This window comes from Geminicoccus harenae (assembly GCF_019800005.1).
Taxonomy (GTDB): Bacteria; Pseudomonadota; Alphaproteobacteria; order Geminicoccales; family Geminicoccaceae; genus Geminicoccus; species Geminicoccus harenae.
On the sequence record NZ_JABGCL010000009.1, the window covers coordinates 1 to 26,014 of the forward strand.

Sequence of the window (26,014 nt, forward strand, 5' to 3'; positions counted from 1 at the left end):
CCGTGCTTCCGGCAGATCTCGGCAACCGGCAGCCCGGCCTGACCCTCCTTCAGGATCCCGATGATCTGCTCTTCGCTGAACCGGCTCTTCTTCATCGTCCGTCTCCTGATCGACGGACCCTAGCTTCAGACCGAGGGCATTTCAGGGGGCAAGGTCAGCCAGCTTGCCGATGATCACGGCGCAAGCACTAGTTCTACTCGCCTTCCACAAGCTGGGCTCTAATACCTGCAATCGACACGCCCCAAGTCACGCAGACCAGCACAACATCTAGCACCTCCTGCGTTACGGCAGGATGAACGCGTGAACGAATATCGCAACATTCATCAGAATAATAATGACGCACGTGATACTGGATGATGCAGACCAAGCGCAACTGAATTAGATGGACTTCCAGACCAAGCTGCTTGAGACCCATACCGTATGGCGCGAGATATCCAGTTTTGGGAAAAAATTCGTAAAAATCCAGAGCGCTTCTATATTATACACTACTCATCTCAATCACTTTTCGATGCCGAGGCGGGGGCCTTATCGCCCCGCATAACATCGGTGGTTGTCAGGCATTATCAGAGCGGCCAAACGGTCAGCTTTGCCACCCACACCGTCGCAGAATACCTCGGCATTGGCTTAGATGAGATAGAGTCGCGCTATGACGAAATCGAGAGAGAACTCCTAACGCAGTTCTATAGCTTTGTCATGGATCGGCGAGAAAAATTCTGGATCCACTGGAACATGCGGAATGTCACTTTCGGCTTTGAGCATCTAGAGCACAGATACAGAGTCTTAACCAAGAAGGAACCGCCCAACATACCAATAGAGGTGCGGGTCAACTTGAATGACGCACTCAAGCAGCGATTCGGCAGTGATTATGCACCAGACCCTCGAATGCCCTCGCTGATGAAACTGAACGGCAGCTTAGTGCAGGGATTTCTTTCTGGAAAATAAGAAGCAGAAGCATTCAAGAGAAAAGACTTTATTCGAATGAATACATCCACGATTTCGAAAGTAGCTTTCTTCGATTATGTTATAACTGCTGCATTGAAGGGCAAACTTAAGACTTCTGCTCGTGGATTCATCAATACGTTGGACCGCCTCTTAGAGAGTCGAAAGAACCGCGTACTGACTGCTATTGCTGCCATCGTCGGAATAGTAGTTGGCATTGTCCAGTTAATACTGTGGATCTTTTCCAGTTATGTTTAGAGCGCATACTTCTGCTGATGTAAGCCTGGCGGCGACGGCCGCCTTCCTCACTGCGTAAACCGCCTCACCCCCACCACGCACCCCACCACCCCCAGCGTCACCGCGACCATCGCCAGGCTCACCGGCTCGCCCAGCAGGGTCGCGGCCAGGGCCAGGCCGAAGAAGGGCTGGAGGAGCTGGAGCTGGCCGACGGCGGCGATGCCGCCCTGGGCCAGGCCGCGGTACCAGAAGATGAAGCCGATCAGCATGCTGAGCAGGGAGACGTAGGCGAGGCCGGCCCAGGCGGCGGGGGTGATGTCGGTGAAGGTCGGGGGCATGGTGAGGAGGGCCAGGGCGGCCATGGGCGGCAGGGACAGGACCAGGGCCCAGGAGATGACCTGCCAGCCGCCTAAGCGGCGGGACAGGCGGGCGCCCTCGGCGTAGCCCAGGCCGCAGACCAGGATGGCGAGCAGCATCAGGAGGTCGCCAGTCGGGTTGGTGGTGAGGCCCTGGCTGAGGGCGAAGCCTACGACCAGGGCGCTGCCGAGGGTGGAGAACAGCCAGAAGGCTGGCCGTGGGCGCTCGCCGGCGCGCAGCACCGCGAACAGGGCGGTGGCCAGCGGCAGGAGGCCGATGAACACGATCGAGTGGGCGGCGGTGACGTGGCGCAGGGCCAGGGCGGTGAGCAGCGGGAAGCCTACCACCACGCCCAGGGCGACGATGACCAGCGGGAGGAGGTCGGTGCGGGCCGGGTGCGGCAGGCGGAACAGGCGGACCAGGGCCAGCGCCAGGATGCCGGCGACGGTGGCGCGAGCCACGGTCAGGAAGACCGGGTCGAAGTCCAGGACGGCCACGCGCGTGGCCGGCAGGGAGCCGCTGAAGATCAGCACGCCCAGCAGGCCGTTCAGCCAGGCCCCCATCGTCCGCTCCATCCGTCCCCTCGCCTTTCCCGGCATGACAGCCGGCGGCACCATGGCGGCGCGGCACTGGCAGCGCCAGGGACGGTCCCATACAGTCGGACGAAACTGTATGGGTACGGAGAGCCCTACGGATGCTGCGCGCGGCGGAGAGCAGGAGCCGGACCGAACAGGTGATGGCGGCGGTGCGCCGGAAGATCGCCGGGCGCAGGCTGGGGCAAGGCGCCAGGCTGCCCTCGATCCGGGCGCTCGCCGGGACCATGGGCGTGTCGACCTCGACCGTGGTCGAGGCCTATGAGCGGCTGGCGGCCGAGGGCCTGATCCGGGCGCGGCCAGGGGCCGGCTTCTTCGTGGCCGGGCCGCCGGCGCCGCTGGCGCTGGCGGAGCTGGGGCCGAAGCTCGACCGGGCGATCGACCCGTTCTGGGTGTCCCGCCAGGCGCTGGATGCGGGGGTGGCCATGCTCAAGCCCGGCTGCGGCTGGCTGCCGCCGGACTGGCTGCCGGAGGCGGCGCTGCGCCGGGCGCTGCGCGGCCAGGCGCGGGCGGAGTCGGCCGATCTCGGCGAGTATGCGGTGCCGCTCGGGCTGGCGGCGCTGCGCCAGCATCTGGCGCGCCGGCTGGCCCAGCACGGGATCGAGGCGGCGCCCGGCCAGATCCTGCTGACCGAATCCGGGACCGGCGCCATCGACCTCGTCTGCCGCTTCCTCCTGGAGCCGGGCGATGCGGTGCTGGTCGACGATCCCTGCTACTTCAACTTCCTGGCCCTGCTGCGCGCGCACCGGGCGCGGGTGGTCGGCGTGCCGATGACGCCGACGGGGCCGGATCTTGCCCGGTTCGCGCAGGCGATCGAGGCGCACCGGCCGCGCCTCTATCTGACCAACTCCGCGATCCACAACCCGACCGGGGCCAGCCTGTCGCCGGTCGTGGCCCACCGGCTGCTGACGCTGGCGGATGCGGGCGGGCTCACCGTGGTCGAGGACGACATCTTCGGCGACCTCGCGACTGGTCCGGTCACGCGGCTGGCCGCCTTCGACGGGCTGCGCCGCGTCGTCCACGTCGGCAGCTTCTCCAAGACGCTGTCGGCGGCCCTGCGCTGCGGCTTCATCGCCGCCCGGCCGGACTGGATCGAGGGCCTGGTCGACCTGAAGCTCGCGACCTCGTTCAGCGGCGGCCGGCTGGCGGAGGGGGTGGTGCTGCGGCTCCTGCTCGACGGCAGCTATCGGCGCCATCTGGGCGGGCTGCACGCCCGCCTCGCCCGTGCCCGCGACCTGACGCTGCGCCGCCTGGCGGAGCTGGGCATCGAGCCCTGGCTGGAGCCGTCCGCCGGCATGTTCCTCTGGTGCCGCCTGCCCGACGGGCTCGATGCCGCCGCCGTGGCGCGGCGGGCGCTGGAGGAGGACGTGGTGCTGGCGCCGGGCAATGTCTTCAGCATCGGCCAGACCGCCGGCGGCTTTCTGCGCTTCAACGTCGCGCAGTGTGCCGAGCCGCAGGCATTTGCCGTGCTGGCCGGGGCAATGCGGGCAGCCGGCTGACGGCACGATCGGCCCGGGCGGCCCCGTATCACATCGAGCATTGGCATCCGTGCGGCATCCGCAGCCGGCGGGCTGCCTGACGCCTGACGCTCGGTCGTCATCGACGATCGGCGGCTTCGCCGAACAAGATCAATGCTGCTGATTCGAGAATAAGCAGGGCTGATTTACCCACGAGACGGTGCCGGCGCGCCGCATCCGGCCGGGCGGTCGACCAGCCGTCAGGTGCTCTACGCCATGGCCGATGGGAACGGAGCATGAACCGGGGAACCGGGTCGGCCTGTGCCGGCCGGCTGATCAGGCAGCGGCGCGGGCCGGCTGCCGACATCCTTGTCAGCGGAAGGGGTCGATGAAGGCCGGCGGCGGATGCCCCGCAGCCAGCCCGGTCACCAGAGCAGGATGGTGGCACCGCCCACGCAGAGCACGACCGCTACGCCCAGGAGCGGGACGAGCAGCGAGCGGCGGTGCGGGCGCTCGGGCAGAGGGTCCACGCCCGGCTGGTCGGGCACCAGCCGGGCCACCAGATGGTCGGGGTCCAGCACGAGCTCGCCCTGCCCGGCCTCGGCCAGGACGGCGTGGGGCAGGCCGAAGATCAGGCTGTCCGGCCGGGGACCGGCGATCTGCTCGCCGTAGGGGTGGCCGTCCAGGGCCTGGACCACCGTGTCGCCGCCGGGCGTCACCCTGAAGCGCAGCCGGGGCGGCGGGCCGTCCGGATCGCGCCCGACGATCCGGCCCTGGCCGTCCTGGTCCAGCAGCAGCGTGCCCCGGAACGCGCGGGCGAACGCCTCGAACGGGATGCCCGGCAGCCCCTCACCCGGTTCCGGCCGGGGCGGCGGCTCGCCGGCCGACGGGTCCAGGACCCGCAGCATGACCCGGCGCCCGGGCGTGACCACGAAGGCGAACAGGACGGGGGCGGCGCGCACCGGCAGGGGCGGCAGGCCGGGATCGGGTGGCGGCGGCCTCCGCGGCCGCGGCGGGCGCGGCGGGCGCGGTGCTGCCGGCGCCGGGGCCAGGGCGCCCGGCCCGTAGCTCGGCACCACGCCTTCCCAGCTCACCTTGCAGACGATGTCGTAGCCCGGGAGCTGGATCTCGACGACCGCGAACTCCGGGATGGCGTCCACCACCTCGCGGCCGACCAGGATCGTCAGGGTCTGCCCGTCATGCTCGACATCGAGCGGGTGGAAGCGGTGCTCGGCGACCTGCCAGCCGGCCGGGCCCAGCCAGGGGGTGGCCGGGTCGCTGCCGCGCACGGTGAACCAGGCCGGCCGGTCCATCGCCGCCACCGGCGCGAAGGACAGGCGCGCCCGCCCGCCCCCGCCGGCATCGGCATCCTCCAGACGTGCCCGGACCTCGCGCATCACTCCTGCCTACCCGGGGATTGCCCGCCCAGCCGGTCGAGCAGCGCGCCCAGCCGACGGTTCTGCTCGACATCGACGAGGCCGCCCTGGCCCCAGGCGGCATTGTCGCTCGTGAGCAGGCGCAAGGCGAGCAGCCAGAAGCGGGCGCGCTCGAAGCGGCCGGCGAGCGACTGGCCCTTGTCGGCGGCCAGCTCCGGCAGCTCGCCCACGGCGAGCGGGCGCGGCCGCGGCAGGCGCGGCACGTCCGGCCGGTCCGGCGGCTGGAGGTCGGTGCCCAGCAGGTTGACCATCCGGTCGATCACCAGCCCGCTGCCCATGGCGACCCGGTGCATCACGTCGCCCGCCGTCTGGGCGAACGCCTCGGTGGCCCGCACCTGGGCCTCGACCTTCTGGGCCACCTCGAAACGCCTAGCCCCCACGGCGAGCTCGCTCACCACCGCGCGGAACGCCTCGCAGGTGAGGCCGAACTGCCGGGCCAGCTCCTCGTCGCCGGCCTTGCGCTCCAGATCGTCCAGCCAGACCTGGACCGCGGCATCGCCGAACCGGGTGGGCGGGCGGTGAACCCCGTCGTCCTGCCGGCGCAGGCCCAGGACCGGCCGGTTCGACCCGACCAGGCCCATGCCCCCGCCCATGCCCTGCCGGCGCGCGATCTCCAAGAAGCGCTGGCCCAGCCGGGCGGTGCTCACCTGCAGCTCGGCCAGGAACGGCCCGAACATGGTCGGCCGGTGCTCGAACGCATCCAGCACCGGCTCGATCGCGGCCAGGCGCTGCTCGACCCGGCGCACGAGGTCGCCGGCCTCGTGGAAGGCGGCCAGCTCGCTGCGCAGCTCCTGGGCCAGCACCGCGACCCGGGGAGCGATCTGGTCGTATTTCAGGTCCGGGTCGCAGGCTGGGGCCAGATGCTCGGCGAGCAGGCGGATGCCGCCGTCGTTCAGCGCCAGCATGGCCTCCCACTTTTCCGCCGGCAGAGCGACGTGGGTGCGCACCATGGGATCGGCCAAAAAGGCCTGGCGGTAGCGGGCGAGGAGTTCCGCCTTGTCCGGGCGCAGCCGGCGCTCGGGCGGCATCACCCCGTCCGGCAGGCCGGGAACCTCCTCGTAGTCGAACAGGTCCTCGCGCTTGATGCCCTTGGGGTTGCGGATGAAGAACAGGTTGGTGAAGGGCTGGCCCGGCAGCCACTGGCGGATCCAGCCCGAGAACTTGCCGATGCTGCTGTCCAGCCGGTTGGCGATGGACGGCTCGGGTGCGGTGCCGGTGCTGAAGTCGAACAGCTTGTCGGCCTTGGTCAGGCAGAAGAACAGGCTGGTGCGCTGGTTGGGCCTGGCGGCGCGCGCCTCCGGGTCCGGCCCGTGGGTGACGCTCACCCAGTCCTGGATCAGCTCCGGCAGCTTGGCGACGTCCTGGTTGCTGTCGCCCACGCAGAGCAGCATCGTGTTGAGGTCGAGGTCGGCCGCGTACTTGTCGAACAGCACGGCGACCTTGCCGCGCAGGAAGCAGTAGGCGCGCGCCTGCGGCTTGTCCTTGGCACGCAGCAGCCGGTCCGGCGTGGAATCCTCGCGCGAGCGCGCACCGGGGAAGTCCAGCAGGTCGGTATGGGCGAAGAACGGCCAGGCGGGCTCGTCCAGCACCACGCGCAGCTCGGCCGTGAGTGCCGTCACCACCGGCTTGCGCAGGCGCACGGGCGGGCGGCCGGGCACCAGGACCGGGACGGGCTCGGCGGCAGCCGCGTCCTTGGAATCCAGGCCCAGCAGCGTGTCGACATGGACGAGGCTGCGGGTTCGCTCGGTGATCGTATCGAGCGGGACATAGGCGAAGTCCGGGGCACCCTGCCCGGCATCGCCCAATTGGTCGAGCGCGTCCTTGAGCTCGCGGTAGAGGGCGGTGAACTCCGGCAGCTCGCCCCAGAGCGGCGCCAGGAGCTCGGTCCGGTCGCCGGCGGCGAGGTAGGGCAGCACCGCCTCGGCCAGCGCCCAGTAGCGCTGGGCCAAGGGGCCGCCCCGCTCGGCCAGGTGGTGGCGCGGCAGGCTGTGGGCCAGATAGGCCCGCAGCTCGAACACATCCTCCAGCTCCAGTGGGTCGACCTGCTGGCCGCGCCGGCGCTGGGGCATGGTGGCCTCGAGCGCGGCCAGGCGCTCGCTGCTGAACGCCTGCTCCCCATCCGCCTGGCCGCCCAGGTCGAACACGAAGGCGTTGGCCAGGATCTTGACGATGTCGATCTCGCGCAGGAGCCGCAGCACCACCGGATGGCCGGGCGGGGTGGCGTGCGGGCGGATCGAGAAGCGGGTGACCACGCCCGTGGTCTCCTTGCCCCCCTGCGGGTTCACCTCCTCCAGGAAGTCGCGGCGCACCACCTCGTCGCCGCTGCCGAACAGCACCTTGGCCGGGCGGCCCACCGGCGTGATCAGGCTGCCGATCAGGAAGGACTTGCCCGCCTGGCTGGCGCCGAACACGCCCACCGACATCGGCCGCTCGGCGGCATTGGCCAGCCGGCGCGCGTCCACCGCATGCCGGCGGCAGGTGCGCTCCAGCGCGTCCAGCCGGTTGCCGACCAGGCCCGGATTGTCGCGAAACCAGGCCAGGCCCTCGACGGCGGTCCGGGCCAGCATCCGGGCCCGGTTCGCGAGGTCCTGGTCCTTTGGGCGGGTGGTGCTCTCGGTCACGAGGCCGCCAGCCCGATCGTGCGCAGCACGCCGGTATCGAGCCAGTAGCCGCCACTGGCCTCCTGATCCATCGGGATGGTCTGCAGGCGGAAGCCGACCTTGTCCTTGCGCGGGTTGCCTTCCGCGTCCTCGACCTCGACCAGGCGGAAGTCCTCCAGCGTCGCGTCCTTCTTCTCGATCCGCTCGAAGGTCACCTTCAATGGCGTGGCCAGCCGGGCCAAGCCCGCGGGGTCGGTGAAGTACACATAATAGAGCGGCGTGGTCTTCCAGCGCTCCAGCGGGAGCTGGCGGAAGCCCAGCAGCACCGGGCCGCCCATGGACAGGGTGAAACCTTCCACGTTCTCGCCGGTGTCGAGGTCGGCGTCCGCGAGCAGCACGTTGCGCGCGACGATCCGGCCGTCCAGGTCCATCACACCGATATGCCGGGCGGTCGAGCGCATCTTCAGGCGCGAGGCGCGGAACACGAAGCCGCGGGTCATGCCCTCGCAGATCCGGCAGAGCAGCGCGCCCACCGCGGCGGTGGTCTTGGGGTCCTGGATCAGGAAGTCGAGCGAGCGGAACGGGTACCAGCCGCCGACCTCGTAGCGGTCCATCGGCACGATCCGGTCCGGGAACAGCGGCAGGTTGGCATAGATCAGGTCGCGTACCGCCGGCATCCGGGACGGGCGGCCGGTGAGCAGCAGCACGTCGCAGTCATAGGCGCGGATGACGTCGCACAGGTCTTCCAGCATCCCGCTCGCGACCGAGTGGACGGCACCGGCCATGGCGCTCGGGTCGATCGTGAAGGGAATCTCGTCCAGGTCCAGGCCGACGGCACCCGCCCGCTCGGCCGCGCGCAGGAAATGCTGGCGGACCGGGGCGGAGAGCCGGTGCTGGCCGAGCAGCTCGGCACAGCGGCGGGTCTGCGGCGGGGCCGGCCGGCGCGGGTCGCTCAGCTCGTACTCCTGGATCAATGCCAGGGCGACGGGCACCAGGAGCTGGTTGACCAGCAGGGCGCGCAGGGCCTGTTCCTGCTGGGTCTGGCCGACCCGGTTGCCGCCGAACAGGTCGGACAGGACATGCCGCGGCCGGCTGGCCCCGGCACGGCCGAGCGCTGCGGCGAGGTCGGGCAGGATCACCTGCTCGATCACCGCCTGGACCACGTCGTCGCCGGCCTGGCGGAAGCCCTCGCGGAACAGTTGCGCCGGCTCGACGGTCTGCTCGTTGCCGTGGTTGATGCGGTACTCGACGATCATCAGGTCGGTGGTGCCGCCGCCCATGTCCATGCTGGCGATGCGCAGGGAGCGGCCGCGCGCGTCCTCGTGGCCGATCAGGCCGAACAGGTCGAAGGCGTTGCCGCGGAACTTGTAGCTGATCTCGTTGAACAGCCAGACCAGATGGGTGGCGGTCGCCTCGTCCCAGTCGAGCATCACGTCCGGGCGGCGGTGCACCGCGTCCTCGCCCACCCAGCCCATGGTCTGCCAGACCAGATCGATCGCGGCGGTGATCCGCTTGCGCATGATGCGCTGCTCGGCCAGCGGCGTGGCCGACGGCATGGTCAGGATCAAGGAGCGCAGGCGCCTGGGCAGTGCCGCGTTCGCCCGCTGCTCGCGCACCGCCACCGCGTTGATCTGGCAGAGCGCGTGGCTCAGCAGCTCCGCGATCATCAGCGTGTAGAGCGAGGAGCGGGAATAGAGCGGCTGCATGCCGACCTGGCCCTGGAGCGCCAGCTCGCCGGTCTCGGTGAGGCGCGCGGTCATCGGGCCGCTGATCGGCGGGATGCGCTGGCTCTTGGGCAAGGGCCCGCGGCTGTTGACCCAGGGCAAGGGCCTGGGCGCATCGTCCCACAGATAGCGCTTGGCGCTGGACAGGCCGGACACGCCCTCGGTGCCATCCGAGAACGAGGCCAGCCATTCCGCCTCCGGGCCGATCCGGACCGGCGACGGCCACCAGAACGCGTCGCGCCGCCTGCCGGTGCGCCGGCTGAGGTCGGTGCGGCCGAAGCTCGCCGGGGCGAACTCGATCCGGCTGGCGAACGGGTCGGCATAGACCCGTTCCGGCCGGGACAGGTCGCGCAGCTCCAGCCGGTAGGCCTGGCCGATATCGACCACGCCCCGGTCCTTGGGCTGCTCGATGATGATCCCGCAGGTCCGGCTGTTGCCGACATCGACCACGAGATCGACGTCGATCGGTTCGTTCTGGAGCGACGGGGTGAGCGTGTCGACGAAGCGCAGCACCGGGATGTCCAGGGTCTGCGCCAGCGCGTCGAGCAGGACCAGATAGGCCGCCCAGTACTCGCCGGGCTCGGCCAGGTCGTCCAGCTGGAGCGGCCGCTTGCGATCGCGGCTGCGCCCGGCGAGATAGGCGTCCGCGATCCAGGTCCGGACCCAGTCCAGCATCAAGAACCAGCGATTGCGCACCCCGTCGGCGACCAGGGCGAAGCGGGCATCGTCCACCGCGTCGGCGGGCTCGGGTGCCGCATAGGGGCCGGTGGCGGAGCGCTCCAGCAGCACGGTGTCGAAGGCCAGCACCACCCGGTGGGTGTTGCCGTCCTCGTCGGGCCGCTCCTGCCGGCGCACATAGAGCCGACCCCAGTTGGTGGGCCCGTTGTCGAAGCTGGGCCCGCTCGAGCCCACCGGCTCCTTCTGCCGGAAGAACGGCAGCGGCAGCCAGATCCCGTCGAACACGTCGAGCGCCCGGCTGGCCCGGTACTCGTAGACGCCGTCGTCGGGTGCCACGCGCCCGGCGGGCTCGCCCTCGACCAGGTAGCGCCACGCGCCGTCCGCGGCCTCGTACAGCGGATGGAGGACGAAGCGCGGCGCCTCGCCCGGGGACTCCTCACCGCCCGGCGCCGCCTGATGCCAGAAGTGCCCGGTCAGCCGCGCGATCCGCGCCTCGTTCAATCCGAAGTCCAGGAACTGAATCCCGGTGTTCATCACGAGGCTGGTAACTTCCGGAAAATGAACGAGCTTCTTCAACATCCAGCCTGTCTCATGGAATGCTGAACTCATACATGGAGCGACGCTCCCCCGGAAGGACGCTTCCCTCGATCAGCCGCTCGTCCTCGCCCACGCGCACCCGCAGCACGAACGGCACGGACCCGCTGCCGGGCGGGCGGCTCTTGAAATTGTGCACCTCGACCCGGTAGCGGCCCGGCGGCGGCTGAGCCGGCCAGCTCACGTTCTCGATCGGGTTGGCGCTCAACGCATCGTCCGCCACGTTGGCATCCACGTCGAGCCTGGCCCGCCCGCAGCGCGCCTGCGGCTGACCGTTGAGCTGGAAGTCGACCATCGTGCCGTTCGGGCAATAGACCCGCAGGTCCAGATCGCACGCTGCCTGCCATTGCAGGGTGACGGTGGCCGGCCCGACCGTGCCGCCGGCCTGCGTCACCGCCTGGTCGAGCCGGGCGATCCGGCTGCGCTGCTCCCGTTCGTCGCCTTGCTCCGGCGCGGGCGCAGGGCCGGCCATCGGCGTCACCGACCGCGACTGCGCTGGCGCCTGCGCCGCAGCGGGCGCCGGGCCACCGGGGATCGGCTCGCAGCGGGGCAGTGCCGCTACCTGCTGCTGCAGGGCACCGAGCTGCCGTTCCAGATCCTCGCCCTCGCGACGCAGCTCGGCCAGGCCGGCGTCCGGGGTCTGGCAGGCCGCCAGGAACGGCACCAGCACGCCGCAGGTCGGCAGGAGGGCAAACACGATCGCTGCCAGGAGCCCGCCCAGCAGCAGCGCCCAGGGCCACAGGCGCGGGCGGCTCGGCGGCGTCGCCGGGTCTGGCCCCGCAGATTCCGGCTCAGGCTCTGCAGGCACGGTCTCCGTCAGGACCCACGGCTCGGGCCGCAGCCATGGCGGTTCCTCCCGCGGCTCTGCGGATGGCTCGGCCGCGGCCTCCTGGCCGAGGGTGTCCGACTCATCCCCATCCGCCAGGTCGGGGTCCGGCTCCGGGGATGGCGCAGGGGCGGATGGTGAAGCAGGCGGCGCCGGCGCCGGCATGTCAGGACCGTCATCCGGGGTGGTGTCGTCCGGTGCGGGGGTGCCGGGCGCCGGTTCTGCCGCCGGCTGGGGCAGGTGCAGGCGCAGCGCCTCGCCGCGCAGGAAATCCTCGAGGGCGGCCAGCGGCGGGTCGGGCACGTCGTCGCGCGTTCCCCAGTTCACCAGCACCGGCTCGTCGCCCGAACCCGTGCGGATGGCGAACAGGATCTCGCGGTCGGCGAGCGGGCCCGGGAACGACATCAGCCGGTCCAGCGTCTCGCCCAGGCGCCGCTGGGCGGGCTGGCCCGACGCCTTGAGCTCGGCCACCTTCGCCCGCATCGCCGCGAGCCGCTCCTCCACCGTCCGGATCAGCGCGCGCTTGGCCGCATCGTCCAGGCGGCGATATTCCACCACCAAGCCCTCGGGCTGGGCGAACCAGCTCGTCGTCCCCTCGCCCGGCACGGGCTCCGCGAACAGCCGGGCATAGGGGTCGCCCAGGTTGCTGCGCAGGGCGGCGTCGATCTCGTGCCAGGATTCCTGGATGCGCCGCCCGCCGATGCCGAGCGGGCGCAGGCCGGCGAACGTCGTCTCGCAGACGAACTGCCGGTTCATGGCTGGCCTTCCATCCGGTTCGGCCGGCACAGGTCGGAGGCGACCGGCACCTCGACGCCGGCCTCGGCCAGGAAGGTCGCCAGCGCGTCGGTGGCGAGCGCGTAGCTCATCTGCGCGGCCTGCTCGCGCTCAGTGCGGACGAAGGTGTTCATGCCGACCACGCGGCCGCACTGGTCCACCAGCGGTCCGCCGCTGTTGCCGCCCGAGACCGACGCGGTGTGCAGGATCAGGGGCGTGCCGGCCGGGGACTGCCGCGCCGTGACCACGCCCTGGCTCACCGCCATCTCCGGCACGGCCGACCGGTCGCCGGCCCGCAGCCGGCGGAAGCCGGCATCGGTGTCCATGACCAGCTTCGGGAAGCCTGCGGCCACCACGTTCTGCAGGCGGTCGGCCGGGGCTGCCAAGCTCAGCCTGGCCTGCTCGCCGCCGTCCTCGACCTCCAGCAGCGCGAAGTCCGGCCCGCCGATCTCGACTCTGGGCGAGCGCGCCAGCAGCTTGGCCCGGGTGGCGCGGTTGAGCGCCTTGCTGGTGACCCAGATCTCGTCGGCGGGCGGGTCGCCCACCACGTGGAGATTGGTGACGACCAAGCCCGGGGCCACGAAGAAGCCGGTGCCGAATCCGCTGCCCTCGCGCTGGCCGCCGCGCGCCAGCACCAGCACGGTGGCTGCGTCCAAGAGGTCGGCCAGCGAGCGCTGCTCGGCGGGTGCGGCCGCCGGATCATGCACCGCCGGTGCCGCGATCCGCTCCACTGGCGGCGGCGGCAGGCTGGCATCGTCCGCATCGGAGGCCGGCACCGGGGCGCCGCCCGGCCCGTGCCGCATCAGCCGGTCGCCCGCCACGCAGACATTGCCGGCGAGATCCTGGCGCATCTGCGCCACCTGCCGGGATAGCGCCTGGTTGGCCTCCTTCTGCAGGGCGACCAGCACCGCGGTTTCCGGTGCGGGCGGCGGCGCCGGATAGAGCAGCACGCCGGGCAACTGGAAGGCAGCCAGCACGGCAGCGGCCGCGAGGCACCCGATCCTGAGACCGAGGCCCAGGCGTCGGCGCCGCATGCGGTAAGGCCCGGCCGTCACCCGCCCGTCACCTTCCCCTCGTGCGGACCCGACTCCCCCAGCAGCCCGGACCCGGGTCCCGATGGCAAACCATTAGTGAATATCGACACGACGGCGTCACCTGAGCGAAAATAAGCGTTGCCCCCGTCGGGCAGTCTCGACGGAAGGCACATGGTCGGATCAGAACATGACAGGGAGGCTAGCGAAGGCGGGCTGGCCTGTCGATATGCGGCATTTCCAAAAGATGACGAGCCGGCAATGTCCGGCCGCGCCTGCCCCTGCCCGCTGGGCCGGACTCGTGGCTGCGCCTGGAACCGCCACCGTCGCGACAGCTTGCTCTGGCTGCACGTCCCTTTTCCTGCCGGAGCATGCCATGCGCTTCCGCTCGTTCCTCCTGTCCGCCACGGTACTGCTCGCCGCCTGCAGCACCGGGCCGCTCCTGCCCGACCAGCCGGGTGCCGTGGGGGCGATCGAGGACTATTATGCCCGCCATGCCTGGGAAGAGGGTGCCCGTTGCGTGCTGCCGCGCATGTCGGTCACGGCGGCGGAGGTCGTCGAATCGGCGGATGGCCGGACCGTGGTCGAGGTGCGCTATTTCTGGCGGGACAACCGCCTGCAAAGCGAAGCCGGCGCCACGACCTGCGCGGGCTTCGCCTCGCGCCGCTTCACCCTCGAGGGCGGCCGGGTGGTGGCCATGACCGGCGAGCAGCGCCCAGGCACGGCAGCGAGTACGGCAGCCGGCCCGACCTGAGGCAACGTGATCGACGCGCTGCCGCGAAAGCCAGTGCGGCCGGCTTGCCCGACCGGGCGTTTATGGGAAGATGACCGATACGCTGCATCGGCATGGCCCGGCGACGCCAGGACCCTCGAGCGGCACGGGAGGATTGTCATGAGCGACGAGCAGGACCGGACGGGCGCAGGAGCGGGTGCAGCCGGCGGGACCGGCGGTGCTGGATCCAAGGGTGCGGAGGCCCCACCCTTCCAGGGGCTCCGCCAGGAGATGGACCGGCTGTTCGATGACCTGTTCGCGACCGCACCGTTCGCCTTGCTGCGCCGGCGGCAGCTCGACGCGGACCCCTGGCGCCGCCTCCAGTCGGTGTTCGACGCGACCGCACCGGTGGTGGACGTGTTCGCCGGCGAGGGCGGCTACCGGCTGGTGGCCGAGCTGCCCGGGCTGCGCGCCGAGGATCTCGACATCGCGGTGAGCAACGGCGTGCTGACCATCAAGGGGCACAAGCAGCAGGCGCAGGTCGAACGACAGGAGGAGCAGGTGCTGGCCGAGCGGCGCTACGGTGCGTTCCAGCGCTCCTTCCCCTTGCCCGACGATGCGGATCCGGAGCGGATCGGCGCCGAGCTGAAGGACGGCCTGCTCACCGTCACGGTGCCGCGCCGCGACGGGGCGCCGGCGGGCCGGCGCCGGATCGAGGTGACGGCCGGCTGAGACGACGACCCGGGCGGGCCACCGGCGTCTTCAGCCGGGCTGGCCCGATCCCTCAGGCCCAGCCCATTCCGGCATGGCACGGGCAGTCTGCTGCCGGGCGCCGCGACCCGTGGGCGCGGCCGCGCTCCGGCCAGGCCGGCAGGGGCCGGCTCACCATCAGCAGGTAGCGGCGCACCTCGGTCGGGATGCGGCTGGAGATGTCCGCCACCCGGAAGGTGCGCACCCCATCGCGTCCGATCAGGGGCACCAGCTCGTCCTGCACGAGGCGCTGCGCACCCAGCCGGTAGCCATGGTCCTCGTCGGCATCGGCACTCGGATCATAGTCGATGATCCAGGTCGAGCCCTCGGCCCCGCCGGCCCGGTGGCGCAGGGCGCCGATCAGGATCGGCTGCCCGCACGAGATGCGCAGCACCGGGCAGCCGCCGCGCTGCGCCCGCCAGAGCTGCGGGTCCAGACGGCCATCGCCGGTCAGCGGGGCCAGCAGGTACAGGCTGCGCCGGTCGACCTCCTGCATGGCGGCAGGCCGCGCGGCCTGGGCCAGCGTCACCCAGAACAGGCCGGCGCCACCCTGCGGCACCGGCGCGGGCCGAACGGGCCCCATCACGACGCCCGCACCGGCAGAGCAGCGCCGACGGTGAACCGCCCGGCCGTCATGCCGCCCTCGAAGACGGCACGGCCTCGCTCGCCTCGCGCATGAGCAGCTCGGCCTCGTCGCGATAGTCCGTGAGCATCCGCTGCGTGAAGGCGCTCTGCAGCTCCGCGGCCTCGCGCACGCTGGCGCATCTGGCCAGGGCCGCGACGTTGTCGGCATGGGCCGCGCAACGGCGGCTGGCAAAGCGCAGGCTCTCCGCGCTCAGCGTCAGCGGCAGGCGCAGCCAAGCGTGCCACCAGGTCAGCAGCTGGTTCGAACCGTCCATGGAGCTAATTCCCTCATCCATTACCCCCCAGCCTGCCGGTGCCACGCTCTTGTGTCGTGTTTTCCTTGCCCGGCCGGCTGGCGGCTACCGCCGTGCCGCTAACTACCCCCGGCCGCGGGGACCCTGCATTGATCTATGTCAAGCCACGAACGAGATTCCTTGCCCCGGCCGGTGCTCAGCACCGCCGGCACTCCCCTTCCCGAGGAAGCCGATGTCTCCCGATCGTCCCGCCAACCGGCGGCCGCTCATCGTCGCCGCCATCGTGCTGGCGACCTTCATGGTGGCCATCGAGGCCACCATCGTCGCCACCGCGATGCCGCACATCGTGGGGCAGCTCGGCGGGTTCGCCTATTACAGCTGGGTGTTCTCCGCCTTCCTGCTGGCGCAGACCACCACCACCGTGATCTATGGCCGGCTGGCCGACATCTTCGGCCGCAAGCCGGTGCTGATCACCGGCACGGTCCTGTTCCTCCTGGCCTCGCTCTTGTGCGGGCTCGCCTGGTCGATGCCGAGCCTGATCCTGTTCCGGCTCCTGCAGGGCCTGGGTGCCGGCGCCATCCTGCCGGTCACCACCACGATCGTGGGCGACCTCTACCGGATCGAGGAGCGCGGCAAGATCCAGGGCCTCCTATCCAGCGTCTGGGCGTCGTCCGCGGTGGTGGGGCCGCTGGCTGGTGCGGTGATCGTCGACCACCTGCCCTGGGCCTGGATCTTCTGGCTGAACCTGCCGTTCGGCGTGCTGGCGATCGCCGGCTTGGTCCTGTTCCTCCAGGAAAAGGTCTCCAGGAAGAACGAGCCGATCGACTATGCGGGTGCCGGCCTGTTCGCCGTGGCGATCGCCGCCTTCATGCTGATGCTCACCGAGGCCGATGGCGGCCTCGGCACCGTCCTGGCCCTGGGCCTGCTGTTCCTCCTGGCCGGGGCGGCCTTCCTCTGGCAGGAGCGCCGCGCCCAGGCCCCCATGATCTCGCTCCAGCTCTGGCGCCGCCAGCTCATCGCCGCCTGCAACGTCGCCACGCTGCTGGCCGGCATGGCGCTGATCGGGCTGACCACGATCCTGCCGCTGCACGTGCAGGGTGTGCTCGGTCGCAGCCCGCTGCAGGCGGGATTCGCGCTCACCATGCTGATCCTGGGCTGGCCGCTCGCCGTCACCCTGTCCAGCCGCTGCTACCGGATCTTCGGCATCCGCCGCACCTTGCGCGTGGGCAGCCTGATGTTCCCGCTGGGTGCCGCCGCCTTCCTCCAGCTCCAGCCGGGCAGCTCGCCGATCCTGGCCGGAGCCGGCTCGTTCGTGATGGGCTTCGGCATGGGCCTGCTCAGCATCACCTGCATCATCCTGATCCAGGAGAGCGTGGACTGGGCCGAGCGCGGCAGCGCCACCTCCTCCAACCTGTTCGCCCGCAGCCTGGGCAACACGCTGGGCGCCACCGCCCTGGGTGCCGTGCTCAATCTCGGGATCGACCGCTACGCCCCGCCTCATGCGGCGGCACGGCTGCACGGCCTGCTCGAACAGCCGGACGGGCTGGGCGAGGTCGCGACCAACCCGCTAGCGCAGGCCGCCCTGCACCAGGCCCTGCATCTGGCCTTCTGGGGCATCCTGCTCCTGGCGCTGCTGGCCTGCCTGACCTGCTGGTGGATCCCGGCCCGGCGCCACCTGACCAAACCGGCCTGACCCCGCCACAGCCGGCGCCGACCCGGCGCCGGCCATGCGCGAAAGGCGGCCGGCCGGGTGCTCAGGCCTGCCAGCTGAAGCCGAAGTCGGCCCGGGCGCGGCCGGCCCGGTCGCCCATCCCGGCGATATGGCTCGCGAGGTTGCCGAACTCGTCCTGGATCTCGGCGGTGCTGATCCCGCGCTCCCGGGCGGCCATCAGGCAGCGCGCCGCATACTCCCGCGACCGGTGCCGCTCTTCCCGATAAAGCTCCGGACCGATGTTCTCATCGATCCAGCACTGCACGAACGCCCTCGCCCGCGTGCTCATCCCGATCTCCACCATGGGACATCGAGCCTAGGAACGCTTTGGGACTTTCGTCTTCACAGTGCGACCTTTTGCCATGGAGATGGCGCTTGCCGGCCGTTGGCCGTGGCGCCTGCGGCACGCTCGCGCGTCGAATTCCGGGCGCTCACCCGGGCTCGACCGCCCCGCCCTGCTCGGCCCAGTCCTTGAAGCCGCCGAGATTGCGCACGTCGCGATAGCCCAGGTCCAGCAGCGCCTTGCCGGCCAGCGCCGAGCGGCCGCCGGACGCGCAATAGACGATCACGGTCTTGGCCGGATCGAACGCCTGGTCGTGATAGGGCGAGGCCGGGTCGGCGCGGAACTCGAGCATGCCGCGCGACACCTGCCTGGCCCCGGCGATCTTGCCGCTCGCCTGCACCTCGGGCTGGTCGCGCACGTCCACGACCAGGACGTCGCCCCGCTCCATCAGCTCCTCGGCGGTCGCACGATCGATCCGGGGCACCGCACTGTTGGCGGCGGCCAGCAATTCCTTGACCGAAGTCGGCATCGTTCATCCTCCCGGAAATGCCGTCCCGGTGGCAGATTTGCCCCGAGACGGCCAGTCGGCGAACCTGCGGCATCCGGCCGTCCGGGTCAACTTGCGGCCGGAGGCCACGATCCTCCTGCCGTCCCACCGCTGGCGCGGGCAGTACAGTCGGCGACCACAACACATCCGGCAGTTCTTGCAGTCATTCTCCGCCCTGGCCCGTCTGTTCACTTGCTTCGTCGACATAATGCCGGATCCATCCAATGAGGAGCGACGTGGGACCGGTCCCGGGCCGCTCTGTCCTCAGGGCACCTGGAAAGGATGGTTGGACCGATGATCCTGCGTGGCCGCATCTTTCTCGGCTGCACCTTCACGCTGCTGGGGGTGCCGGCCGCCCAGGCGGCGGACTGCAGCAGCACCTATGACTGCACGGTGACGAGCGGCAGCTATGCCAGCCCCTTCGGCCTGGACTCGACCGGCAGCAGCGGCAGCCAGGACGACGACCCGGGCGACGGCTCGGCGATCACCATCACCAACCAGGGCGACTTCACCCTGGGTGCCAGCAGCTACCCCTATGTGCTGCATGGCCAGTCCACCGGCGGTACGCCGGTCGACGAATCCACCGGGGGTGCCGGCGGGGCCGTCACCATCGGCAGCGACGGCGACCTGTCGCTGAGCCAAGGATCGTATGGCAGCGAGCTGATCGCGATCGACGCGCGCTCGGTGGGGGCGGACGCGGACCGGGACAACCAGAACAACGGCTCGCCCGGCGGCGATGGCGGGGCCGCCGGCAACGTCTCGGTCACGAGCACGGGCAGCATCACGCTGGGCAGCAGCCTGCCCCATGGCGGCATCGGCATCTATGCCCCCTCGCAGGGCGGCACGGGCGGCGAGGGCAATACCGAGTTCGGCGTCAACCAGCCCGGCGGCCATGGTGGAGCGGCCGGCACGGTCACCGTCACCAACCAGGGCGCCATCACCATGGGCAGCAGTTCGGCGCCGGTGGGCTCGGGCGAGCGCGCCTGGGGCATCCGGGCCGAATCGAACGGCGGCGGCGGTGATCCCGACGCGAATGAAGGCGACAACGACCCGGCCAGCGGCAACGGCGCCGGCGGCAATACCGTCACGATCGAGAACACGGGTGCCATCAGCCTCCATGTCGACGGCACCGGCAGTTCCACCGGCGGGGTGAAGGGCATCTATGCCAGCTCGACCGGCGGCAACGGCGCCCAGTCCTCCTACAACTTCAACACCGGCGGCAGCGGCGGCAGCGGCGGCAGCGTGGACGTGGACGTCGACAGCGGCGGCGACATCGACATCTCGTCCGCCCGCTCGCTCGCCGACGGCGGCGCCGGCGTCCACGTGCTGAGCAGCGGCGGCGATGGCGGGCTCGGCAACAAGCAGGACGATGACGGCAATGGCCGTGGCGGCAGCGGCGGGAGCGGCGGCAGCGTCGGCGTGAACGTGAGCGGGGCCGCGATCACCACGTCCGGCGACCATCTGGTGGGCGTGCTCGCCACCACGACCGGCGGCGATGGCGGCAGCGGCGACAGCGAGAACAAGAGCAGCGGCGGCCAGGGCGGCTCGGGCGGGGCCATCCAGATCAACCTGGAGGGCAACGGCACCATCAGCACGGCCGGGGACTATGCCTATGGCATGCTCGGCCAGAGCATCGGCGGGTTCGGCGGGGATGGCGGCGACGATTCCGCCCTGTTCGGCACCTCCGGCAGTGCCGGCCCGGGCGGCGACAGCAGCCCGGCCGGCGCCTACACGACCTCGGGCACCCGGATCACCACGACTGGCGACTACGCGGCCGGCATCGCGTTCCAGTCGATCGGCGGCGGCGGGGGTACCGGCGGCGATTTCGTCGACGTGCTGGGCGGTGCCGGCGGCAATGGCGGCAATGGCGGCAACGGCATCCGCAGCGCGGTCAATTCCAGCTCGACCATCGCGACCAGCGGCGACCATGCCTATGGCATCCTGAGCCAGGCGATCGCCGGCAGCGGTGGCCATGGCGGCGTCGCCGCCGGGTTGGGCCTGGAGCTGGGTGGCGATGGCGGCAGCGGGGGGACCGGCGGGACCGGCGGGATCCTGAACTATGGCAGCATCACCACGCAGGGCTATGCGGCGCACGGCATCGTGCTGCAGTCGATCGGCGGCGGCGGCGGGGCGGCCGGCAGTGCCGGCGGCCTGATCGGGATCGGCGGCAACTCCAGCTATGCCTATACGGCGGATGCCGGTGCGCTGGACCTCGCCAGCAGCGGCCAGATCACCACCAGTGGCGAGGCCGCGATCGGCATCGTCATGCAGTCGATCGGCGGTGGCGGAGGCAGCGGCGGCGGCAGCACCGGCTTGGCGACGATCGGCGGCAAGGGCAGCGGCGGCGGCAAGGGCGGCACCGTCATCGTCAACGGCATCGGCCCCATCACCACCCATGGCCGGTTCGCCCATGGCCTGCTCGCCCAGTCGGTCGGCGGGGGCGGCGGCAATGGCGGCAGCACGCTCGACTTCTCGGCACTGGTCCCGGCCGTGGGCATCGGCGGGTCGTCGGGCAATGGCGGGGCCGGCGGCACCGTCTGCCTGCTGAGCTATGCAGCCGACAGCGCCAACTGCAAGCAGCAGGGCAGCGACGCACCCGATGGCCGGGCTGCGACGGTCATCACCACCGGGGACGCGGCCATCGGTGTGCTCGCCCAGTCGATCGGCGGCGGGGGCGGCAATGGCGGCGATGCGACCGGCTATAGCGGCGAGAGCATCTTCAACCTCCAGGTAGGCGGCAATGCCGGCACCGCGTCCAGCGGCGGCGTCGTCGACGTGTTCCTGCGCGAGCTCACGATCCAGACCTCGAGCGCCCGCAGCATGGGCCTGGTCGCCCATTCGGTCGGCGGCGGGGGCGGCAATGGCGGGGCGGCCAGCGGCTATGACGGCGGCGTCGGCTATGCGGCCGGGTTGAGCGTCGGCGGTGTGGGTGGCAGCGGTGGCAGCGGCGGTGCCGTGGCCGTGAACCTCCAGAGCAGCACGATCACGACCGGGGCGGCGCTGGCCTCGGGCAGCGAGGACAACCAGACCACCGACGCCTATGGCATCGTGGCGCAGTCGGTGGGCGGTGGCGGCGGCAATGGCGGCGCTGCCACCTCGGATGACATCGACGTGGCCGTGCCGACCGGCGAAGGCGTGTCCCTGGCGGCGACCATGGCCATGGCGGTGGGCGGCAAGGGCGGCAGCGGCGGCGCCGGCGGCAGCGTCCAGGTCGAGCTTTCCGACAATACCGGCGTCAGCACGTTCGGCCAGGGTTCGCACGGCCTGATCGCGCAGTCGATCGGCGGCGGTGGCGGCAATGGCGGCAACTCCCAGGCTTTGTCCGCCACGGTCGGGGACGAGGATACGGTGGCCGTCGATGTCAGTGTCGCGGTCGGCGGCTCCGGCAGCGGCGGCGGCAATGGCGGCAGCGTGCAGGTGGCGATCGGCGGCCAGGATGGCGGGGACGCGACCGCCATCCAGACCGCGGACGACTATGCCAATGCCGTCCTGGCCCAGTCGATCGGCGGCGGCGGCGGCAATGCCGGGGTCGGCAGCAGCAACACCTACAAGCTGGGCGGTGCGGTCGACATCGACCTCGACATCGGCCTGGGCGGTACCGGCGGCAGCGGCAGTGCCGGCGGGGCGATCAGCATCGACCTGCAGCCCTATGCGGCCATCGTCACCCATGGCTCCGGCTCGCGCGGCATCGTCGCCCAGTCGATCGGCGGGGGCGGCGGTGCGGCGCAGGGCGGCACCGTCATGCTGGGCGGCGTCGCCGGCGGCTATTCCGGCGATGTCGAGGTCGGGGTCGGCCGCAAGGGCAGCGGCGGCGGTACCGGCAATACCGCGACGGTCGACAGCTATGGCGCCATCACCACGACGGGCGGCGATGCCGACGGCATCCTCGCCCAGTCGATCGGCGGCGGCGGCGGCCTGGGCGGCTCCATGGGCAACGATGCCTCCGCGGACCACCAGCTGGCCCAGGCGGTCTCGCTGATCAAGGACGGCGAGAGCACCTACACCTTCACGACCTATGTCGGCGGCCAGGGCGGCTCGGGTGCCGATGCCGGGGCGGTCGTGCTGGACACGGCCGGCACGATCCGGACGGGCGGCGACTGGGCAGACGGGATCGTGGCCCAGTCGATCGGCGGTGGCGGCGGCGTCGGCGGCACGGCCACCGCGTCCGGCAGCCTCGCCAAGGCCACCACCGAGATCGGCGTGGGCGGCCAGGGCGGCATGGCCGGTGCCGGCGGCAACATCTCCGGCACGGTCGCCACCAGCATCACGACGGGCGGCTACAGTGCGTTCGGCCTGCTCGCCCAGTCGATCGGCGGCGGTGGCGGCCAGGGCGGCGACGGCTCGGATAAGGCCAACGTCACCGTGCAGGTGGGCTCGGGCTCCGGGGTCGGCGGCTCCGGCGGCGCCTCGGGCAACGGCGGCAGCGTCGACCTGACCGTGACCGGTACGGTCACCACCGCTGGCGACGATGCCCACGGCCTCGTCCTGCAGTCGATCGGCAGCGGCGGGGGGACCGGCGGTGCCGGCAGCAGTGCCGGGGTGGCGGAAGACATCGACGTGACGGTGACGGTCGGTGGCCGGGGCGGCGGCAGCGGTGCCGGCGGGGCGGTCACCCTGGATGGTGCGCCTGCGGTGGCCACGACCGGCGAGCGCGCCTTCGGCATCATCCTGCAGTCGGTCGGCGGCGGCGGCGGCATCGGCGGCACGGGCAGTGCCGCCAATATCGCGTCACTGACGCTGGGCGGGAACGGCGGCAGCGGCGTCGATGGCGGCACGGTCACGGCCCATCTCGATGGCGGCCACGTCACCACCTCGGGCCAGGGCGCCCATGGCGTCGTGCTCCAGTCGATCGGTGGCGGCGGCGGCATCGGCGGCGACAGTTCCGGCAGCGTCCTGGCCATGGGCGGTGCCGGCGGCAACAGCGGCGGCAATGGCGGCAACGTCAGCTATGACGGGGCCACCTCGATCACCACGACCGGCACCGGCGCGTTCGGGATCATCGCCCAGTCGATTGGCGGCGGCGGCGGGCTCGGCGGCAGCCGGTCCGGCGCGTTCGCCGGCTCCACCCGCACCGGTTCCTCCCCGGGCAGCCTCACGTCCGGCACGGTATCGGTCCTGGCCAGCGGGGACATCCGTGCTTCCGGCGAGAACGCGATCGGCATCTTCGCCCAGAGCGACGCGGTTACGGCAGGCAAGGTCACGGTCGAGGTCAGCGGTGCGGTAACCGGCGGCAGCGGCAACCAGGCTGTCGGCATCCATGTCGACGAGGGCAGCGCCAACACGCTCACGGTCGACACGAGCGGCAGCGTGACCGCGGCTTCCGGCGTGGCGGTGCGCTACACGGCGGACAATCCGGGCACGGCCGCCAGCCTGTCCATCACCAACAACGGCACGATCGACGGCTCGCTGGACGACGCGACGATCGTCTCGGGCAGCCAGCCCATCGCCGCTGCCCGGCTGGCCGCGTCGGCGGTCGCCGCATCGACCACCCTGCCCCGGATCCGCCTGGACAATCGCGGGACCGTCATGGGTGCGGCCGTGCTGGACGCCCAGGTCCGCAATGGCGGGCGGCTGGTCGTGGGCACCGCCGGCAAGGTCGACGCGACCGAGGTGACCGGCGATTTTGTCCAGACGGCCACGGGCCGGATCGTCGCCGACCTCCATCTCGCGCAGGGCACCGCCGACCGGCTGGTCGTCCGGGGCGATGCCGACCTCGCCGGCCGGGTGGAGGTCGCTGCCATCACCCTCCTGCCCGGCCGCAGTGCCGAGGTGCTGACCGTGGCGGGGACCGGGCGCGGCGAGCTGGAGGCAGCCGATTCGCCGATCTTCGACTACCGGCTGGACCGGGTCGGCAACGCCCATCGGCTCTCGGTCGAGCGGGCCGGATTCGAGGATCCGCTGGTCGGCCGCTCCATGAACGAGCGCCGGCTCGCCCGCCACCTCCAGGCCGCCTGGGACCTGGGGGGCACGCCGGATCTGGCAGCCCTGTTCGCCGACCTCGATACCGCCACGCAGGGCGGCATCGAGAACTATGGCGCGACGCTCTATGGCCTGACGCCGGGCGTGGCCCCGGCCCCGGCGGCCAGGGCGCAGGCGGTCATGCAGGACTTCGCCGACAGCCTGTTCAGTTGCCCGACCTTCGCGGGCGCCAGTGCCCTGGTGCGCGAGGGGAGCTGTGTCTGGGCGCAGGTCGGCGGCGGCAGCACCGACCAGGACGCGACCGATGGTGCGGCCGGCTTCTCGCAGGACGGCTTCACCTACCAGCTCGGCATGCAGAACGAGCTGGCGCCCGGCTGGTACCTGGGTGTCTCGGCGGCCTACCGGGAGGATCGCTACGACGGCGGCAGCGCGCGCAGCAGCGGTGACAGTGCGCTGGCCGGGATCACCGTGAAGCACCAGCAGGGCCCGTGGCTGCTGGGCCTGGGCCTGTCCGGCGGCTATGGCTGGTTCGACACGAGCCGCACCGTCGCGATGCCCGACGGCCAGACGGTGGCCTCGAGCGATCCCGAGGTGCAGAATCTCGGCCTGCGCGCCCGGGCCGCCTATGAGCTGGGCGGCGAACATTTCTACCTCCGCCCGGCCCTCGACCTCGACGCGATCTACACCCGCCAGCCGGGCTACCGGGAATCCGGTGCCGACGCCCTGGATCTCGTGGTCGAGGCCAGCGACCAGTGGGGCCTGGTCGCCACGCCGTCGCTGGAGCTGGGCGGCAGGCTCGACCTGGCGCAGGGCTGGATGTTCCGGCCCTATCTGCGCGGCGGGGTGAGCTTTGCCGACCAGTCGTCCTGGCGCTCGGTCGCACACCTGGCCGGGGCTCCGGACGGTGCCGGCAGCTTTGCCACGGACGTGCCGGTCGACCAGGTGGCGGGCCGGGTGGATGCCGGACTGCAGATCCTGAACGGCGGCGATGTCGCCGTGCGCGTCCAGTACGAGGGCGAGTTCTCCGACAACGTCACCAGCCATGGCGGCTCGCTGCGGGTCGACTTCCGCTTCTGACGGAGGCGACCGTCGCCCTGTCGACGGCCGGCGATCCGGTGCTAGATCTGGCAGAGTGGCAGTGGCTTCCTGGCGGCAGGTGCATGGGCAGGGTCGAGATCCATCGGGCGAACCCTTCCGGCCGGGACCTGGCGGTGGGCGACATCCACGGCCATTTCAGCCGGCTGGAGGCGGCACTGGCGCGCGTCGACTTCGATCCCGCGGTCGACCGGCTGTTCTCGGTGGGTGACCTGGTCGACCGGGGGCCGGAAAGCGAGCAGGTCCTGGCTTGGCTGGCAAAGCCCTGGTTCCATGCGGTCCGGGGCAACCATGACGACTATGCGATCCGCTTCGCCAAGGGGAATCCGGTGGACGCGGACAACTACCGCCAGAATGGCGGCGGCTGGTTCATGGCCCTGCCGGAGGAGCGCCAGGGGGAGATCGGCGCCGCCCTGGAGTTGCTGCCGATCGCACGGGAGGTCGAGACGGCGCGGGGGCCGGTGGGCCTGGTCCATGCCGACTGCCCGCTGCCGGACTGGCGGATGCTCTGCGACCAGCTGGAGAATCCCGAGAGCCGGCGGGCTGCGGGCGAGCTGGAGGACCAGTGCATCTGGTCGCGCCGCCGGATCGAGGAACAGGACCTCGCCCCGATCAGGAATGTGCGCGCGGTCGTGGTCGGCCACACCCCGCTCCGCCAGGCCGTGGCGCTGGGCAATGTCTATCATATCGACACGGCCGGCTGGCTGCCGCAGGGCCGCTTCACCCTGCTGGACCTGGCGACGCTGGAGCCGGTCGGCGGCGACCCGGTCCTGGTGATCCCGCCGGAGCGCGGCCAGGGGTGAGCTTGGGAGTTGATCGGCGCGCCCGCGGGTCTACCGTCGCCACCACCGGCCCGGCCGGCAACCCGGCCGC

At 71.2% G+C, this 26,014-nt stretch carries 18 protein-coding genes; 7 read left to right on the forward strand and 11 right to left on the reverse strand.

Annotated features, from left to right (window positions below; translation table 11 throughout):
- Nucleotides 1-95: transposase (locus HLA95_RS10075; RefSeq protein WP_222183311.1), on the reverse strand; the 95-nt coding region annotated here is incomplete at its 3' end.
- A gap of 325 nt (nt 96-420) precedes the next feature.
- Between HLA95_RS10075 and HLA95_RS10080 the strand changes: the two genes are divergently transcribed.
- A complete protein-coding gene (locus tag HLA95_RS10080; protein ID WP_222183196.1) occupies nt 421-942 on the forward strand; it encodes a hypothetical protein in 522 nt (173 codons plus the stop codon).
- 302 nt (nt 943-1,244) lie between these two features.
- Here HLA95_RS10080 and HLA95_RS10085 read toward each other — a convergent pair whose 3' ends face one another.
- Nucleotides 1,245-2,108 carry a DMT family transporter gene (locus HLA95_RS10085; protein WP_191061830.1) on the reverse strand — a complete coding sequence of 288 codons (864 nt, stop codon included), beginning with the start codon at nt 2,106-2,108 and terminating at the stop codon, nt 1,245-1,247.
- A gap of 119 nt (nt 2,109-2,227) precedes the next feature.
- Between HLA95_RS10085 and HLA95_RS10090 the strand changes: the two genes are divergently transcribed.
- Entirely contained in the window at nt 2,228-3,625 is a 1,398-nt protein-coding gene (locus tag HLA95_RS10090; protein WP_222183198.1) for an aminotransferase-like domain-containing protein, read from the forward strand.
- Nucleotides 3,626-4,008: 383 nt separating this feature from the next.
- Here the strand turns inward: HLA95_RS10090 and HLA95_RS10095 are convergent, their stop codons facing one another.
- The 5 genes from HLA95_RS10095 to HLA95_RS10115 are packed head-to-tail and all read right to left on the reverse strand — an operon-like array spanning nt 4,009 to nt 13,249.
- Entirely contained in the window at nt 4,009-4,980 is a 972-nt protein-coding gene (locus tag HLA95_RS10095) for a hypothetical protein (RefSeq protein WP_222183200.1), read from the reverse strand.
- The gene (locus tag HLA95_RS10100) at nt 4,980-7,640 is read right to left on the reverse strand and encodes a virulence factor SrfC family protein (RefSeq protein ID WP_222183202.1); all 2,661 of its coding nucleotides are present in this window, start codon (nt 7,638-7,640) and stop codon (nt 4,980-4,982) included. The genes HLA95_RS10095 and HLA95_RS10100 overlap by 1 nt, the downstream gene beginning before the upstream one ends.
- The gene (locus HLA95_RS10105) at nt 7,637-10,630 is read right to left on the reverse strand and encodes a virulence factor SrfB (RefSeq protein ID WP_306422273.1); all 2,994 of its coding nucleotides are present in this window, start codon (nt 10,628-10,630) and stop codon (nt 7,637-7,639) included. Before HLA95_RS10105 ends, HLA95_RS10100 begins: the two co-directional genes overlap by 4 nt.
- Entirely contained in the window at nt 10,611-12,197 is a 1,587-nt protein-coding gene (locus HLA95_RS10110) for a hypothetical protein (protein ID WP_222183206.1), read from the reverse strand. Before HLA95_RS10110 ends, HLA95_RS10105 begins: the two co-directional genes overlap by 20 nt.
- Nucleotides 12,194-13,249 (reverse strand): S1 family peptidase, encoded by a 1,056-nt coding sequence (locus HLA95_RS10115; protein ID WP_222183208.1) that lies wholly within the window; start codon nt 13,247-13,249, stop codon nt 12,194-12,196. Before HLA95_RS10115 ends, HLA95_RS10110 begins: the two co-directional genes overlap by 4 nt.
- A gap of 373 nt (nt 13,250-13,622) precedes the next feature.
- On the opposite strand from HLA95_RS10115, the gene HLA95_RS10120 reads away from it, so the two are divergent.
- Together HLA95_RS10120 and HLA95_RS10125 are read left to right on the forward strand one after the other, a co-directional pair.
- Complete coding sequence (locus tag HLA95_RS10120) at nt 13,623-14,000, forward strand: hypothetical protein (protein WP_191062230.1); 378 nt, start codon at nt 13,623-13,625, stop codon at nt 13,998-14,000.
- 138 nt (nt 14,001-14,138) lie between these two features.
- Nucleotides 14,139-14,690 (forward strand): Hsp20/alpha crystallin family protein, encoded by a 552-nt coding sequence (locus HLA95_RS10125; protein WP_222183210.1) that lies wholly within the window; start codon nt 14,139-14,141, stop codon nt 14,688-14,690.
- Between the two features lie 52 nt (nt 14,691-14,742).
- On the opposite strand, the gene HLA95_RS10130 is transcribed toward HLA95_RS10125, so the two are convergent.
- Both HLA95_RS10130 and HLA95_RS10135 read right to left on the reverse strand, forming a co-directional pair.
- Nucleotides 14,743-15,294, reverse strand: a complete 552-nt coding sequence (locus tag HLA95_RS10130; protein WP_222183212.1) for a hypothetical protein — start codon at nt 15,292-15,294, stop codon at nt 14,743-14,745.
- A 46-nt stretch (nt 15,295-15,340) separates the two neighbouring features.
- A complete protein-coding gene (locus tag HLA95_RS10135) occupies nt 15,341-15,607 on the reverse strand; it encodes a phasin family protein (protein WP_191062048.1) in 267 nt (88 codons plus the stop codon).
- Nucleotides 15,608-15,818: 211 nt separating this feature from the next.
- Between HLA95_RS10135 and HLA95_RS10140 the strand changes: the two genes are divergently transcribed.
- Nucleotides 15,819-17,279 (forward strand): MDR family MFS transporter, encoded by a 1,461-nt coding sequence (locus tag HLA95_RS10140; RefSeq protein WP_191062047.1) that lies wholly within the window; start codon nt 15,819-15,821, stop codon nt 17,277-17,279.
- A gap of 61 nt (nt 17,280-17,340) precedes the next feature.
- On the opposite strand, the gene HLA95_RS10145 is transcribed toward HLA95_RS10140, so the two are convergent.
- Together HLA95_RS10145 and HLA95_RS10150 are read right to left on the reverse strand one after the other, a co-directional pair.
- Nucleotides 17,341-17,586 carry a hypothetical protein gene (locus HLA95_RS10145; protein ID WP_222183215.1) on the reverse strand — a complete coding sequence of 82 codons (246 nt, stop codon included), beginning with the start codon at nt 17,584-17,586 and terminating at the stop codon, nt 17,341-17,343.
- A 142-nt stretch (nt 17,587-17,728) separates the two neighbouring features.
- On the reverse strand, nt 17,729-18,109 hold the full coding sequence (locus HLA95_RS10150; protein ID WP_191062025.1) for a rhodanese-like domain-containing protein: 381 nt from the start codon (nt 18,107-18,109) through the stop codon (nt 17,729-17,731).
- Nucleotides 18,110-18,421: 312 nt separating this feature from the next.
- Between HLA95_RS10150 and HLA95_RS10155 the strand changes: the two genes are divergently transcribed.
- Nucleotides 18,422-25,123, forward strand: a complete 6,702-nt coding sequence (locus HLA95_RS10155; RefSeq protein ID WP_222183217.1) for an autotransporter outer membrane beta-barrel domain-containing protein — start codon at nt 18,422-18,424, stop codon at nt 25,121-25,123.
- 83 nt (nt 25,124-25,206) lie between these two features.
- Nucleotides 25,207-25,944 (forward strand): metallophosphoesterase, encoded by a 738-nt coding sequence (locus HLA95_RS10160; RefSeq protein WP_191061355.1) that lies wholly within the window; start codon nt 25,207-25,209, stop codon nt 25,942-25,944.
- The last annotated feature ends 70 nt before the right edge of the window (nt 25,945-26,014 follow it).

Coding starts and splice junctions, on each gene's coding strand:
- HLA95_RS10080 (WP_222183196.1), top strand. CDS start 421: ATGGCGCGAGATATCCAGTTTTGGGAAAAAATTCGTAAAAATCCAGAG.
- HLA95_RS10085 (WP_191061830.1), bottom strand. CDS start 2,108: ATGGAGCGGACGATGGGGGCCTGGCTGAACGGCCTGCTGGGCGTGCTG.
- HLA95_RS10090 (WP_222183198.1), top strand. CDS start 2,228: ATGCTGCGCGCGGCGGAGAGCAGGAGCCGGACCGAACAGGTGATGGCG.
- HLA95_RS10095 (WP_222183200.1), bottom strand. CDS start 4,980: ATGCGCGAGGTCCGGGCACGTCTGGAGGATGCCGATGCCGGCGGGGGC.
- HLA95_RS10105 (WP_306422273.1), bottom strand. CDS start 10,630: ATGAGTTCAGCATTCCATGAGACAGGCTGGATGTTGAAGAAGCTCGTT.
- HLA95_RS10110 (WP_222183206.1), bottom strand. CDS start 12,197: ATGAACCGGCAGTTCGTCTGCGAGACGACGTTCGCCGGCCTGCGCCCG.
- HLA95_RS10115 (WP_222183208.1), bottom strand. CDS start 13,249: ATGCGGCGCCGACGCCTGGGCCTCGGTCTCAGGATCGGGTGCCTCGCG.
- HLA95_RS10120 (WP_191062230.1), top strand. CDS start 13,623: ATGCGCTTCCGCTCGTTCCTCCTGTCCGCCACGGTACTGCTCGCCGCC.
- HLA95_RS10125 (WP_222183210.1), top strand. CDS start 14,139: ATGAGCGACGAGCAGGACCGGACGGGCGCAGGAGCGGGTGCAGCCGGC.
- HLA95_RS10135 (WP_191062048.1), bottom strand. CDS start 15,607: ATGGACGGTTCGAACCAGCTGCTGACCTGGTGGCACGCTTGGCTGCGC.
- HLA95_RS10140 (WP_191062047.1), top strand. CDS start 15,819: ATGTCTCCCGATCGTCCCGCCAACCGGCGGCCGCTCATCGTCGCCGCC.
- HLA95_RS10145 (WP_222183215.1), bottom strand. CDS start 17,586: ATGAGCACGCGGGCGAGGGCGTTCGTGCAGTGCTGGATCGATGAGAAC.
- HLA95_RS10150 (WP_191062025.1), bottom strand. CDS start 18,109: ATGCCGACTTCGGTCAAGGAATTGCTGGCCGCCGCCAACAGTGCGGTG.
- HLA95_RS10155 (WP_222183217.1), top strand. CDS start 18,422: ATGATCCTGCGTGGCCGCATCTTTCTCGGCTGCACCTTCACGCTGCTG.
- HLA95_RS10160 (WP_191061355.1), top strand. CDS start 25,207: ATGGGCAGGGTCGAGATCCATCGGGCGAACCCTTCCGGCCGGGACCTG.